General features: G+C 64.0%; 12 protein-coding genes. 10 read left to right on the forward strand and 2 right to left on the reverse strand.

The window, feature by feature from the left end:
- The first annotated feature begins 1 nt into the window (after position 1).
- Both H3H39_RS07135 and H3H39_RS07140 read left to right on the forward strand, forming a co-directional pair.
- Positions 2-319: a c-type cytochrome gene (locus tag H3H39_RS07135; RefSeq protein WP_182152684.1), complete on the forward strand. Its 318-nt coding sequence runs from the start codon at positions 2-4 to the stop codon at positions 317-319.
- A gap of 116 nt (positions 320-435) precedes the next feature.
- Entirely contained in the window at positions 436-1,461 is a 1,026-nt protein-coding gene (locus H3H39_RS07140; protein ID WP_182152685.1) for an FAD:protein FMN transferase, read from the forward strand.
- Positions 1,462-1,489: 28 nt separating this feature from the next.
- Here H3H39_RS07140 and H3H39_RS07145 read toward each other — a convergent pair whose 3' ends face one another.
- A complete protein-coding gene (locus H3H39_RS07145; RefSeq protein WP_182152686.1) occupies positions 1,490-2,800 on the reverse strand; it encodes a PAS domain-containing sensor histidine kinase in 1,311 nt (436 codons plus the stop codon).
- Between the two features lie 529 nt (positions 2,801-3,329).
- Between H3H39_RS07145 and H3H39_RS07150 the strand changes: the two genes are divergently transcribed.
- The 3 genes from H3H39_RS07150 (at position 3,330) to H3H39_RS07160 (ending at position 4,887) form a co-directional block, all read left to right on the forward strand.
- Positions 3,330-3,692, forward strand: a complete 363-nt coding sequence (locus H3H39_RS07150) for a hypothetical protein (protein ID WP_182152687.1) — start codon at positions 3,330-3,332, stop codon at positions 3,690-3,692.
- A 49-nt stretch (positions 3,693-3,741) separates the two neighbouring features.
- Entirely contained in the window at positions 3,742-4,272 is a 531-nt protein-coding gene (locus H3H39_RS07155) for a hypothetical protein (protein ID WP_182152688.1), read from the forward strand.
- Positions 4,273-4,410: 138 nt separating this feature from the next.
- Entirely contained in the window at positions 4,411-4,887 is a 477-nt protein-coding gene (locus H3H39_RS07160) for a cupin domain-containing protein (RefSeq protein ID WP_182152689.1), read from the forward strand.
- A 276-nt stretch (positions 4,888-5,163) separates the two neighbouring features.
- Here H3H39_RS07160 and ppc read toward each other — a convergent pair whose 3' ends face one another.
- Positions 5,164-7,986, reverse strand: a complete 2,823-nt coding sequence (gene ppc, locus H3H39_RS07165; RefSeq protein ID WP_182152690.1) for a phosphoenolpyruvate carboxylase — start codon at positions 7,984-7,986, stop codon at positions 5,164-5,166.
- A 93-nt stretch (positions 7,987-8,079) separates the two neighbouring features.
- On the opposite strand from ppc, the gene hemC reads away from it, so the two are divergent.
- The 5 genes from hemC (at position 8,080) to ppa (ending at position 12,999) form a co-directional block, all read left to right on the forward strand.
- Positions 8,080-9,123, forward strand: a complete 1,044-nt coding sequence (hemC, locus tag H3H39_RS07170; protein WP_182152691.1) for a hydroxymethylbilane synthase — start codon at positions 8,080-8,082, stop codon at positions 9,121-9,123.
- 5 nt (positions 9,124-9,128) lie between these two features.
- Positions 9,129-9,935: a uroporphyrinogen-III synthase gene (locus tag H3H39_RS07175; protein WP_182152692.1), complete on the forward strand. Its 807-nt coding sequence runs from the start codon at positions 9,129-9,131 to the stop codon at positions 9,933-9,935.
- On the forward strand, positions 9,932-11,071 hold the full coding sequence (locus H3H39_RS07180) for a uroporphyrinogen-III C-methyltransferase (protein WP_182152693.1): 1,140 nt from the start codon (positions 9,932-9,934) through the stop codon (positions 11,069-11,071). Before H3H39_RS07175 ends, H3H39_RS07180 begins: the two co-directional genes overlap by 4 nt.
- A gap of 2 nt (positions 11,072-11,073) precedes the next feature.
- Entirely contained in the window at positions 11,074-12,270 is a 1,197-nt protein-coding gene (locus H3H39_RS07185) for a heme biosynthesis protein HemY (protein ID WP_182152694.1), read from the forward strand.
- A gap of 186 nt (positions 12,271-12,456) precedes the next feature.
- A complete protein-coding gene (gene ppa, locus H3H39_RS07190) occupies positions 12,457-12,999 on the forward strand; it encodes an inorganic diphosphatase (protein WP_182152695.1) in 543 nt (180 codons plus the stop codon).
- The last annotated feature ends 247 nt before the right edge of the window (positions 13,000-13,246 follow it).

Here is a 13,246-nt window from a genome sequence, read left to right on the forward strand (position 1 = left end):
CATGAAATTAGCTACCATCCTGTCCTCCCTGCTGCTGGCCGTGTGCGCCGCCGGTACCGCCCAGGCCGCTCCTGACCTGGTCAAAGGCGAGAAGATCTACAAAGCCACCTGCCTCGCCTGCCACGGCGCCGGCGTGATGGGCGCGCCCAAGTTCGGCGACAAGGCCGGCTGGAAACCACGCGTCGCCAAAGGCCAGCCAGCCCTGTACAAGAGCGCCATGGACGGCGTCAAGATGATGCCACCACGCGGCGGCAACCCAGGCCTGAAGGATGACGAAGTCAAGGCCGCCGTCGACTTCATGGTTGCCAAGTCGAGCTGAGATTGACAGGGCCGCCGCCACGGCGGCGGCATGATGTACACGGGATTCGGGTACGCCCGGTCCCTCACCGCAAGGAGGGCGCCAGCATGCAAGGTGCCAATCAGAACCATACCGGAATGGCGCGTTGGCTGCTGACGCTGCTCGCGCTCGCGCTGTGCTCCGGCCTGTTGTCGGGCTGTGCCCGCGAATACCATACCTACAAGACCCAGGGCCATGTGTTCGGCACCGTGGTCGAGATCAGCATTTACGGCGAGACGCCGCAGCGGGCCGATGCCCTCAGCGCCGCCGTGCTCAAGGAATTCGACCGCCTGCACCACAAGCTGCACGCCTGGCAGCCCAGCATGCTGACCGGCTTGAACGACGCCATCGCGGCCGGCCGGCCGTTCGAAGCGGACGCCGAACTGGTGGGCCTGCTGCAATCGGCCACCACCTTGTCGGCCAAGTCCGACTATCTGTTCAATCCCGCCATCGGCCACTTGATCCGGCTGTGGGGCTTCCAGAGCAGTGACATCCAGGACCAGGGACCGGCGCCCGAGGAGATCAAGCGCTGGGTGGCGGCCAATCCGCGCCTGTCGGACTTGCGCTACCAGGGCAACACCATTACCAGCACCAATCGCGCCGTGATGATCGACCTGGGCGGCTACGCCAAGGGCTACGCGCTGGACCGCGCCGCCCGCATCCTGCGCGACGGGGGCGTGAACGCGGCGCTGGTCAACGTGGGCGGCAATATCCTCGCCATCGGCCAGCCTGGCAAACGGCCGTGGCAGGTGGGCATCCGCGACCCGCGCGGCAATGGTACGCTGGCCACGCTGTCGCTGCGCGATAATGAAGCGATCGGCACCAGCGGCGATTACGAACGCTACTTCATGAAGGACGGCAAACGCCATCCGCACATCATCGACCCGCGCACGGGCCAGACGATCGACCTGGTGGCCTCGGTGACCATCATCGCCTCCGGCGGCAGCGATCCCGGCTTGCGCTCGGATGGCAACTCCAAGCCCCTGTTCATCACGGGGCCGGCCGGCTGGGAAGCGATGGCCCAGCGCCTGGGCTTGAAGGAAGTGATGCTGGTCGATGCCCAGCACAAGGTGGCCATGACGTCCGCCATGCGCGCACGCATGGATGGCGGCCGGCCGCACTGACGGCCGACTCAGGCCACCTCAACCCACGTCAGGCCGGCGCCATCTCCGGGATGCCGGACTGTAGCGCTTTCACCCCGGGCAGCAGCAGCGTCATCATGCTGCCGCCCTGGCTGCGCGCCAGCACCATCTCGCCCCCCATGGCCGCCACCCGTTCCTTGATGGCGCGGATGCCGAACGCGTCGGTCGTGGCCTGCTCGGCCTGCACGATGCCGGCACCGTCCGTACGCAGCACAATGGTCATGGTGTCGAGCTTGAGGTTAAGCGACACGGTCACCGCGCCGGCGCGCGCGAAGCAAGCGATGCTGGTGAGTGCCGCCTGCACCAGCCGGAACAGGCTGGAAGTCAGGTCGCGGGTCAACAGCGTGTTGGCGCTGTCGTCCAGCACCTGTAGCCGGTAGCGCAGGCCGCTGCGCTGATTCAGTTGGCCCAGCAGCCACTCGACGGCCGGGCACAGGCCCAGTTCCAGCGTGCTGGGGTGCAGATCGTTGATCACGTCGCGCACGGATTTGATAGTGGCGTCCAGCGTGGCCAGCACGTGGCTGGACTGGCCGTGCAGGACGGCATGGCCGGCTGCCGTGCGCGCATGCAGGCGGCCGATATCGAGCCGCATGGCCAGCAGGTTCTGGCCCAGTTCGTCATGAATGTTGAGCGCGATGCGGCGCCGTTCATCCTCGCGGATGCGGTCCTGGTGCAAGGTCATGGCGCGCAGCTGGTCCAGCGTACGCTGCAAGGCCGCCTCGGCGCGTTTGCGGTCCGTGATATCGAAGCACATGCCGATCAACAGTTGCGGCTGGCCGTTGGCATCGAACACGGGTTTCTTAAAGGTCTGCATCTGGCGGTTCTCCGCGCGCGACACGCACCACACGAATTCCTCGTTGACCACCAACTGGCCGCCGGCGAAGGCGGCGCGGTCATTGCTCAGGAAGCCCTCCATCTGCTCGGCGGGGAAATAGGCGCTGCCGGTATGGCCTTTCATCAGGGCGAACGGCACGCCGAACACATCCTCGCAGGCCGCGTTCATCATCACGATGCGGTGCTGGGCATCCTTGATGAACAGTGGCGCGGGCATCATGGCGACGATTTCGCGCAGTTGCAGGTCGGCTTGGGCATGCGTCACGGCAGCGTGTTCGTACGCTGCGATGTCCGCTCGCTGTCGCACATCGGCTGCGTGAAGGCGCCACAATAGTACGGCGGCCAGCAGCATCGTGCCGCCACCCAGCAGATAGCCTGCGGCGGGCAGGGCGCCACGGTCCCACATGGCACCGCTCAGCCAACCGGCCAGCAGCAGGATCGCGCCGGTGGCTGCCGGGCGCTGGAAGAGGGGGGGGCAATTGTTCATATGATCTGTCGCGGAGTAACGTGATGGCGCGCTTCGCCTGCGCCCGTTATTGCTAGGGAATGTTGGCGTATTGTAATGACGTTATGGTTGATTTGTCTTTCTTTTAATGTAACAGATATCCTGAATGGGGGAGTGTGGCCACGTGGCGCGGGACCCATCCAAGTTGGTGCTTATTGGAGGGGGGAAGTGGTTTGCGACCCTCCGCTGGTCTGCCGGCGGCAGCCGGGCCGTGTGAGTTACAAAGTGCGTATTTTGGCGAGGGGACAGTGCAGTATAGTGCTTTGTCAATTATGTATTTTTTGTATTTTAATATGGCGTTTCATTCCTGCCGCGCTCAATCTTTCGATATTTTTAAAAGTACGGGCAGGTGGCGGCAGACGTATATATCGATTGCCAGCCTGGACCTCGCTTGGCTGAACGCAGACGAGTTATTAAGTTATCGTGTTATTCGCTTCGATAGGCCAAGGCTTGACGCCGCTAAATAGAAGAAGGCAAAGAGTTTGCCATTTTGGAAGAATGAAATTTAAAGATGAAAAGAAAGATACAGTTTTTTTTGCTGGTAATGTTCTGTGTCATGGGTCTGGCGAGTGGGTTCTTTGCCAGGCGTAACTTGTCGGAGCCAACTTGGTGGGCGCTGTTTTCTACGGTTTCGATCAGCGTCGCGGTATTTTGGTGGTATTGCATAGACAGCGCTCAGAAGGAATTCACGCGCTCATTTTGGCTGAATGTGGGTGTCGTGGCCATCGCGCCGATAGCGATTCCATGGTATGTATTTCGTAGCAATGAACGAGGTCTTCGATTGCGTGCGGTGGGCCGTGTTTTGGGTTTTTCTTGCCTGTTATTTCTCGCTGGCATAGTTGGAGGTGTGGCTGGTGTTGCCATCGGCTCGTGAGCTTTGCGTCGCCGCGATAGGGCTGTTGACGCTCTCTGGCTGCGACCTCATGCCGTATTACTATCCGCCCTACGTCAGCTTGTGTGCGCCCAGCGACCGCGCGGGATGGGAGGGGGCGGGCACCCATTTTTCGTTGCAGCGCGAGGGGCAGCATTATCAATTCCAAGTGCGGGATATCGACTATCCATCCGCGTCCGATGCCAAACGGCTGCGTCAAGACGGGACGCTTTGGATCGAGTTGCGGGGTTACAGTGCTCCGCCAGGTACCATGCTGTATGACCCGGCAGGCGCGATCGTCGAGATAGACGGTCAGCAGGTCAGGGCCATGCCGGTTGTATTCGAGGGCAACGGCGCGCCGGAACGCGCGGTGCCGACCATGCCGGTTGATTTGGCCCGCCGTGGTTTGCCGCACGAGTATGTACATGGATATTACGTGGGCTTCAAGATGGCTTTACCCGGGCGGCACGACAGCTATCAATTCCTGCCTGGCGCCATCACGCTCAATGGTGTAGCGACACCGTTGCCGCGACTACGGTCGTGTTACACCCCAGCCAGGAGCGGCGTGTCACCCCTTCGTTGAGCGGTCCTGCTGGTCCCGCGATCCCTTCCAGGTCGGTGATTTTGTGACCCCGACGCGCCGATTCCGAAAATGAGGAGACATCATCATTGAATGGTAAGCAATACATCGACTCGCACAACCAGCATAGGAGAGTACACCATGCCCATCATTCGTGCCTCGCAACGACGGGTTGAGGAAAGTGAGACATCAGATCCCGGCACCATGAACCGCGAGGAATGGATCAGCGAACCAGGCGGGCTGACGCAGTTCGGGACCTTCGTCCAGGTCCTGGCGCCCGGCACACGGTCATCGATCAAACATTGGCACAAGGCGGAAGACGAACTGGTGCTCGTCCTGGAGGGGCAAGTGACGGTCGTCGAAGGAGACGCTGAGCACCTGCTGGGCCCGGGTGACGCGGCGACGTTCCCGCAAGGAAGTCCTGTGGGACACTATCTCTGGAACAGGACGGCATCGCCGGTCACGTGCATCGTAGTCGGAACGCGCGCGCCGATTGATCAAATCACCTACCCCGACCATGACAGAGTCATGCACCGGGACAGGTCGCAGCCGGACGATCGCTGGACTGACTTATCCGGAAATCCGGCGACGAATCCGTACGCGCGATGGTTGCCATGACTGTGCGCTAAAACGTGTCCAATTCGGTGTCAGGTCTGTCATTCGGACAGTTGGCGCGCATCTTTGATTCTTCTCAATGTGCGCTTTTCCGATTGCCATAGCAGTTTCAAGGGGCGGGCATACATCAAAGTGAATCGACGTAGTTTGATTAAACGCAAAGGTACTCTCTTGATGTCCGAATGACAGACCTGACACCGACTGAACATGACACCCAAAAAAACGGGGACGCAGCACGCTTAACCGTGTTACGTCCCCGCCATGGGCAAGACGCCGTCGTCAGCCCGTGTTGCGCAGGCCGGCCGCTACGCCGTTGATGGACAGGTGGATGCCGCGGTGGACCCGCTCATCGACCTTGCCCGGTTCGTTGCTTAATGCGCGGTGGCGCTTGATCAGCTCCACCTGCAAGTGGTTCAGCGGATCCAGATAAGCGAAGCGGTTCTGGATCGAACGCGCCAGCAGCGGGTTGCCCGCCAGTCGCTCGGTGGCGCCGGTGATGCTTTGCAGGACCTGCAGCGTGTGGCCATGCTCTTCCGTGATGCGCTTGAAGATGCGCTCGCGCAGTTCCTTGTCCTGCACCAGCTCCGCGTAGCGCGAGGCGATCGCCAGGTCGGTCTTGGCCAGCACCATGTCCATGTTCGACAGCAGCGTGGCGAAGAATGGCCATTGCTGGAACATGGCGCGCAGCTGGGCCACCCGTTCCTCCTGGTCGCCTTCCGCGATCCAGCCGCCGATGGCGCTGCCGAAGCCGTACCAGCCCGGCAGCAGCAAGCGGCACTGGCCCCACGAGAAGCCCCACGGAATGGCGCGCAAGTCTTCGATGCGCTTGGTCGATTTGCGCGAGGCGGGACGGGAACCGAGGTTCAGTTCCGCGATCTCGGCGATCGGGGTGGCGGCGAAGAAGTAGTCGGTGAAGCCGGCCGTCTCGTACACCAGGTCGCGGTAAGCCTTGTAGGCGCGGTCGGAAATCTCGGCCATGATGGCTTCGAAGCTGCGCAACCGGGCCTGGTGGTCCAGGTCGGCCGACTGCGGCATCAGGCTCGCTTCCAGCGTGGCGGCGACCAGCAGTTCCAGGTTGCGGCGGCCGATGTCCTTGTTGGAGAACTTGGAGGCGATGATCTCGCCCTGTTCCGTCAGGCGGATCTGGCCGTTGACGGTGCCGTGCGGCTGGGCCAGGATGGCTTCGTAGCTGGGGCCGCCGCCGCGGCCCACGGTGCCGCCGCGGCCGTGGAACAGGCGCAGCTTGACGCCGGCCTTTTCGAACACGGTCACCAGGTGGGTTTCGGCCTTGTACAGTTCCCAGTTCGAGGTGAGGAAGCCGCCGTCCTTGTTGGAGTCCGAGTAGCCCAGCATGACTTCCTGGATCTGGCCCTGCTTGGCGATCAGCTGGCGCACCAGCGGCAGCGCCATCACGGTTTCCATGATGCCGGCCGCGCGCTGCAGGTCGGGGATGGTTTCGAACAGCGGGATCACCATCAGGTCCAGCTCCGCCTCGCTCAGGCGCAGCAAGCCCATTTCCTTTTGCAGCAGCAGCACTTCCAGCAGGTCGGACACGGTTTCCGTGTGCGAGATGATGTAGTTGCGGATCGCGCGCGCGCCGTAGCGGGCGCGGATCTGGCGCGCCGCGCGCAGGATGGTCAGCTCCGATTCCGTCTCGGCCGAGTAGTTGATATAGGGCGTGTACAGCAGGCGAGGCTGGCTCAATTCGCTCAGCAGCAGGTCGACCTTGGCATCTTCATCCAGTGCCGCATAGTCCGACAGCACGCCGGCCTGGGCGAACAGTTCCGTCAGCACGCGCTCGTGCACGTCCGAACTCTGGCGCATGTCCAGCGAGGCCAGATGGAAGCCGAAGATGTCGGCCGCGCGCTTGAGCGTGGACAGGCGCGGCTTGACCAGCATGCCGCCGTGGTGTGCTTCCAGCGAGGAGATCAGCACTTGCAGGTCGGCCGAGAATTCGGCGGCCGTGTCGTACGGTTCGGCGTGGCCCACTTCCTTGCGCAGGATGTTGGTGGCGCCCAGCGCGCGGGCCGTGCTGGCCAGGCGCGCGTAGATGCCGATCAGGGCGCGGCGATACGGTTCGTCGCTGCGGTGGGCCGAGGTGTCGGGCGAGCTGTCGGCCAGCTTTTGCAGCTCGGGGCTGCAGGCCACCATCAGGGTCGAGACGGACAGTTCGGCGCCGCAGGTGTGCGCTTCTTCCAGGTAGAAGTCGAGGATGGTGGTGGCGTGGCGTTCCAGCGCGTGCTGCATGGTGCTGGCGTTGACGTTGGGGTTGCCGTCGCGGTCGCCGCCGATCCAGCTGCCCATCTGCACGTAGGGCGCGCTGATGGTGTCGCCTTCGGTGGACGGGTAGTGCTGGGCGATGTCGGCTTCGATGTCGTCGTACAGGCCGGGCAGCTCGCGCAGGAAGGTGATGCGGTAGTAGGACAGGGCGTTTTCAATCTCGTCGGCCACGGTCAGCTTGGAGTAGCGCAGCATGCGGGTTTGCCACAGCGTGGCCACGCGGGCGCGCAGCAGGTGCAGGTTGGCGGCGCGTTCCTTGGGCGTGAGCGGCAGGTCGCGCTCGGCCAGCAGGCGGGCGATATCGTGCTCGGCGTCGAGGATGGACTTGCGCTGCACTTCGGTCGGGTGGGCCGTCAGCACGGGAGCGATCAGGGCCTCCTGGAAGAAGGTGGCGACCGTGTCCTGGGCCACGCCGGCGTCTTTCAGCTTGGCCAGCGCGAAATTGACGCTGCCTTGCTGGGGCGCGGAGCCGGCCAGCAGATGGGCGCGGCGGCGGCGGATGTGGTGCTGGTCTTCGGCGATGTTGGCCAGATGCGAGAAGTAGGAGAACGCGCGCACCACGGTGATGGTCTGCTCGCGGGTCAAAATCTTCAGCATGCCGTCCAGTTCCTTGGCCGCGCCGGCATCGGCTTCGCGGCGGAAGCGCACGGCCGTCTGGCGGATGGTCTCGACCACCGAGAACACTTCCTCGCCTTCCTGCTCATGCAGCACCTCGCCCAGCAGGCGGCCCAGCAGTCGGATGTCTTCCTTGAGCGGCGCGTCCTTGTCGGCTTGCGCGTCCACGCCCGGTTGTTCGTCTATTGCACTAGATTGTTTTGCCATGTGATGAGTCGCAAAATATGATGTAAGTCGGTGCAAAGGCTTGTGGCCTGCTTCTGCAAGAAGGCGCGCGTGATAAAATTTGTGATCTTAAACATGCGCGAAATAACTGGCCACCGCCGGTTAGCGTCGGCTACAGCGAAAGAACTGGTTTTGAAAACTTCCGAATTGGTCCAACCTCTCCCGTCCAGATTAATCATCGCGTCGCGCGAAAGCCGTCTTGCCATGTGGCAAGCGGAGCATGTGCGGGCGCGCTTATCCGCATTATATCCGCAGTGCAGCATTGAAATTCTGGGAATGACCACCCGTGGCGACCAGATTCTTGATCGCGCGCTGTCCAAGGTGGGCGGCAAGGGCTTGTTCGTCAAGGAGCTGGAAGTGGCCATGGCGGAAGGCCGGGCCGACCTGGCCGTACACTCGCTCAAGGACGTGCCCATGGAGCTGCCGGAAGGCTTCGCGCTGGCCGCCGTGCTGGAACGTGAAGATCCGCGCGACGCCTTCGTCTCCAACGATTACGCTTCGCTCGACGCGCTGCCGCATGGCGCCGTGGTGGGCACCAGCAGCCTGCGCCGCCAGTCGCTGATCGCGGCCCGCTATCCGCATCTGGTGATCCAGCCGTTGCGCGGCAACCTCGATACCCGGCTCGGTAAGCTGGACCGGGGCGATTACGCGGCCATCATCCTGGCCGCCGCCGGCCTCAAACGTTTGGGTCTGCCGCAGCGCATCCGCGCCTTGCTGGAGCCGGAAACGAGCTTGCCGGCCGCCGGCCAGGGTGCCATGGCGATCGAAATCGCCGAGCGTAACGATGGCCTGGACCTGCACGCGCTGCTGGCGCCCCTGAACCACGAGGCGACGGCGCAAGCCGTGTCGGCCGAGCGCAAGGTGTCCAAGGTGTTCGGCGGCAGTTGCCAGATCCCGCTGGCCGCGTTCGCGACCGTCGACGCTGGCCAGATGCGCTTGCGCGCCATGGTGGCCACGCCGGACGGCAGCCGCATGGCCAGCGCCGAAGTGAGCGGCCCGGCCGCCGCGCCGGAGCAATTGGGCGAGCAGGTGGCCGAGCTGCTGCGGGGCCAGGACGCGGAAGCCATCCTGGCCGTCTGCGCCACGGCCGCGCCGGCCGACGACCAGCCGGCAGCCTGACGGGGATGGCCGGTACGGTCGTCATCACGCGGCCGGCGGCGCAGGCGGGGCCGCTGGCGGCCCGCATCGCCGCCACCGGGCGCGCGGTGGCGCTGCTGCCACTGCTGGAGATCGCGCCGCTGGCCGATCCTGCGCCGCTGCGAGCGGTGCTGGCCGGCCTGGCCGACTACGCCATGGTGGCCTTCGTGTCGCCCAACGCCATCGATGCCGCTTTCGCCCACATCGCCCGCTGGCCGGACGGTGTGACGCTGGCCGTGCTGGGCGAGGGCAGCCGCGCCGCGCTGGCCGCGCACGGCCTCACGCCGGCCAACGCCACCATCGTCAGCCCGGCCGATACGGCCCACAGCGATTCCGAACACTTGCTGCAAACGCTGGACCTGGCGGCCCTGCGCGGGCGCCGCGTGCTGATCGTGCGCGGCGAGCAGGGCCGGGAGCTGATGGCCGACGGCTTGCGCGCGGCCGGCGCCGACGTCACCGTGGTGGCGGCCTACCGGCGCGCCGTGCCGGCCCTGACGCCGGCCCTGGCCGAACAGTTGCGCGGCCTGCTGGCCCAGCCCAATGACTGGATCATCACCAGTTCGGAGGCGCTGCGCGGCCTGGTGGGCTTGCTGGAGCAGCTCGATCGGCAACAAGGCGCCAGCCTCGCCGTTACCACACAAGAGACGAAATATGTTGTAATGATGCAACGGCAACATTTGATTATCCCGCACACCCGAATTGCCGAAACGGCAAACCATTTGGGCTTTACCCGACTGACGCTCACAGGATCAGGCGACGAACGACTGCTCGCCGCGTTACAATCACACCCATGAACGAATTGCCTACATTACCTGAACCTGTCACCGCGCCCGGCCCGGCCGCGGAGACGCCGCCCGCCCAGGCCACGCCACCCGCGCCTACCTGGATGGACACCCTGCTGCAACCGCAAGTGCTGGGCTGCGCCGTGGTGGCGCTCGGCATCGTGGTGGCCGGCCAGACCTGGTCCACCCACGCCCAGGTGCGCAACCTGCGCGAGGAGATGGCGCGCCGCCTGCAAAAGAATGACGCTTCCAACGCCGAAACGGGCACGCTGACCCGCTCCGTGCTGGAGTCGAGCAAGGAGCTGCAGTCCAAAGTGGCGCTGCTGGAATCGAAGCAGGTGGAAGCCCAGAGCCAGCAACTGGCGCTGGAACAGCTGTACCAGGACCTGTCCAAGAACCGCGACGAGTGGGCGCTGACGGAAATCGAACAAGTGCTGTCCACCGCCAGCCAGCAGCTGCAACTGGCCGGCAACGTGCCGGGCGCGCTGATCGCGCTGCAGAACGCTGACCGCAGCCTGTCGCGTTCCGACAAGCCCCAGTTCATCACCATCCGCCGCGCCATCGCCAAGGACATGGACAAGCTCAAGGCCCTGCCCAGCGTCGATTCCGTCGGCCTGGCGCTGCGCCTCGATAACGTGATCGCCCAGATCGACCTGCTGCCCATGCTGGCCGACGAGAAGCCGACCCTGCCCGCGCCGCCCGAGAAGAAGGCCGCCAAAGCCAAGCCTGGCGCCAAGCCAGCCGCGCCGGCGGAAGCGCCCAATCCGTGGCTGCTGAAACTGCAGGACGTGTGGGCCGGCTGGAGCACCGACATGTGGACTGACGTGCGCCAGCTGATCCGTGTGCGCAGCGTGGAAACGCCGGACGCGCTGATGCTGTCGCCGACCCAGGCTTACTTCCTGCGCGAGAACCTCAAGCTGCGCCTGCTCAACGCGCGCATGGCCCTGTTGTCGCGCAATGAAGGCGCGTTCCGCAGCGACTTGATCGCGGCCCAGGATGCGCTGGTCAAATACTTCGACACCCGCGCCAAGTCCACCCAGACCGTGCAGGCGCTGCTGCGCCAGGTCCAGGGCAGCAACCTCTCGATCGAGATGCCGACCCTGGCCGACAGCCTGAACGCGGTGCGCAACTACAAGGCGAAGCCATAACCATGCGTTTATTCCTCTGGTTAGTGGCCTTGATGGCCGCCGCCATCGGCATCGCCGTGACGGCCCGTTTCAACCCCGGTAACGTGGTGCTGTTCTATCCGCCGCACCGCATCGACCTGTCGCTGAACTTCTTCGTGGTGCTGGAAGTGGCGTTGTTCGCGCTGCTGTATGTGCTGATCCGCGCCTTCCGCGCCACCCTCAAGATGCCGGCCCGGGTGGCCGCCTATCGCCTGCGCAAGCGCGAGCGTGACGGCAACAAGGGCTTGCGCGAAGCGCTCAAGGCCTTGTTCGAAGGCCGCTTCGGCCATGCGGAAAAAGCGGCCGCCCGTGCCGCCGAGCTGCCGGAAAACGCCGGCGTGGCGGCCTTGATCGGCGCCCGCGCCGCGCACCGCATGCGCCAGGGCGAACGCCGCGACAGCTGGCTGTCCAAGCTGCAGGGCGATGCCGCCATGAAGACGGCGCGCCTGATGACGATGACGGAACTGCTGGTGGACGACCACCAGCCGGAAGCGGCGCTGCAAGCGGTGGCCGAATTGAACGCCAGCGGCACGCGCCACATCCACGCCCTGCAATGGTCGCTCAAGGCCCAGCAGCAGGCCAAGAACTGGCCCGAAGTGCTGCGCCTGGTGCGCTCGCTCGACAAGCACCGTGCCCTGCATCCAGCGCTGTCGGCGCGCCTGCGCGAGATGGCTTACGAGGACATGCTGGCCGACCATGGCCACGACGCCGAATCGCTGCGGCGCGTATGGGCCACCGTGCCCACGGCCGACCGCATCAAACCGTTCGTCGCCGCGCGCGCCGCCACCGCCCTCAACGCCCGCGGCCTGCACGACGAAGCGCGGCTGGTGGCCGAGGAATCGCTGGCGGCCGACTGGGATGAGCGCGTGGTGCGCGCCTATCGCGAGGCGGCCGCGCCGGCCGGTTCGTCGGCCTTGCTGCAGCAGATCGAGCATTGCGAGAAGTGGGTCGCCCAGCGTCCGGCCGACGCCGAACTGGCGCTCACGCTCGGTTCCCTGTGCCTGAAGCAGAAGCTGTGGGGCAAGGCCCAACGCCATCTGGAGCAGGCCCTGTCGGACGCGGGCGACGCCCGCATGGTGCGCGAAGCCCACCTCAAGCTGGCCCAGTTGCATGAAGCGTTGCAGCAGCCGGAGGAGGCGGCCAGCCACTTCCGCCAGTGCGCGCTGGCCACCATCCTGTAATAACACAGGAAATCGGAAACAAAAATCGGGGCCTGTCCCCGATTTTTTTTTGTCCTTCAGCTATCCCTGGCACGCCGCCCTTACGGCTTGCTGACGTGCCTGTTTTTTGTGCTGCGGCGCACAAGCAGGCACGCTTTCGCTATAATGGCGCGGTTAAACCATCCGCCTGCATAACAAGGAAATTCCATGAGCTTGAATAAAGTGCCTTCGGGCCGCGATTTGCCCAACGATTTCAACGTGATCATCGAAATCCCGATGAACGCCGATCCGATCAAGTACGAAGTGGACAAGGAGTCCGGCGCCATCTTCGTCGACCGTTTCATGGGCACGGCCATGCACTACCCATGCAACTACGGCTACGTGCCGAACACGCTGTCGGCCGACGGCGACCCGGTCGACGTGCTGGTGATCACCCCGTTCCCGCTGATCCCAGGCGTGGTGGTGCGCTGCCGTCCAATCGGCGTGATGAAGATGACCGACGAATCCGGTGAAGACGCCAAAGTGCTGGCCGTGCCAGTCGACAAGGTACTGTCGATCTACAGCCACTGGCAGAAGCCGGAAGACCTGAACGAACTGCGCCTGCGCCAGATCACCCACTTCTTCGAGCACTATAAAGACCTGGAGAAGGGCAAATGGGTCAAGATCGACGGCTGGTACGGTCCGGAAGATGCGAAAGCGGAAATCCTGAGTGGCGTGGCCGCGTACAAGAAGGAAAATCCGGAAGGTTAAGAAGTCGTTTCAAAATGACCGTGGCTAGGCGTGGAGCCGAAGACAGTAGGAACGGCACTGCCGTTCCGCACGGCAAGGCGCCACAACGACGCCATGGGCTTTTTGACATGACTTCCAAGCCCCCGGTGAGCGCGCGACCGGTGCCAGCGCTGGCCCGGTCGCGTGTTCTGGTTGCGGTATCAACTTGGTTCACCATAAGTTGTTTTTCTTTATAGTAATTGTCGTCGCGCTAACGTAATATAGCGGT

The sequence above is a fragment of the Rugamonas apoptosis genome, assembly GCF_014042355.1.
Lineage (GTDB): Bacteria > Pseudomonadota > Gammaproteobacteria > Burkholderiales > Burkholderiaceae_D > Rugamonas > Rugamonas apoptosis.

Coding starts and splice junctions, on each gene's coding strand:
- H3H39_RS07135 (WP_182152684.1), top strand. CDS start 2: ATGAAATTAGCTACCATCCTGTCCTCCCTGCTGCTGGCCGTGTGCGCC.
- H3H39_RS07140 (WP_182152685.1), top strand. CDS start 436: ATGGCGCGTTGGCTGCTGACGCTGCTCGCGCTCGCGCTGTGCTCCGGC.
- H3H39_RS07145 (WP_182152686.1), bottom strand. CDS start 2,800: ATGAACAATTGCCCCCCCCTCTTCCAGCGCCCGGCAGCCACCGGCGCG.
- H3H39_RS07150 (WP_182152687.1), top strand. CDS start 3,330: ATGAAAAGAAAGATACAGTTTTTTTTGCTGGTAATGTTCTGTGTCATG.
- H3H39_RS07155 (WP_182152688.1), top strand. CDS start 3,742: ATGCCGTATTACTATCCGCCCTACGTCAGCTTGTGTGCGCCCAGCGAC.
- H3H39_RS07160 (WP_182152689.1), top strand. CDS start 4,411: ATGCCCATCATTCGTGCCTCGCAACGACGGGTTGAGGAAAGTGAGACA.
- ppc (WP_182152690.1), bottom strand. CDS start 7,986: ATGGCAAAACAATCTAGTGCAATAGACGAACAACCGGGCGTGGACGCG.
- hemC (WP_182152691.1), top strand. CDS start 8,080: ATGCGCGAAATAACTGGCCACCGCCGGTTAGCGTCGGCTACAGCGAAA.
- H3H39_RS07175 (WP_182152692.1), top strand. CDS start 9,129: ATGGCCGGTACGGTCGTCATCACGCGGCCGGCGGCGCAGGCGGGGCCG.
- H3H39_RS07180 (WP_182152693.1), top strand. CDS start 9,932: ATGAACGAATTGCCTACATTACCTGAACCTGTCACCGCGCCCGGCCCG.
- H3H39_RS07185 (WP_182152694.1), top strand. CDS start 11,074: ATGCGTTTATTCCTCTGGTTAGTGGCCTTGATGGCCGCCGCCATCGGC.
- ppa (WP_182152695.1), top strand. CDS start 12,457: ATGAGCTTGAATAAAGTGCCTTCGGGCCGCGATTTGCCCAACGATTTC.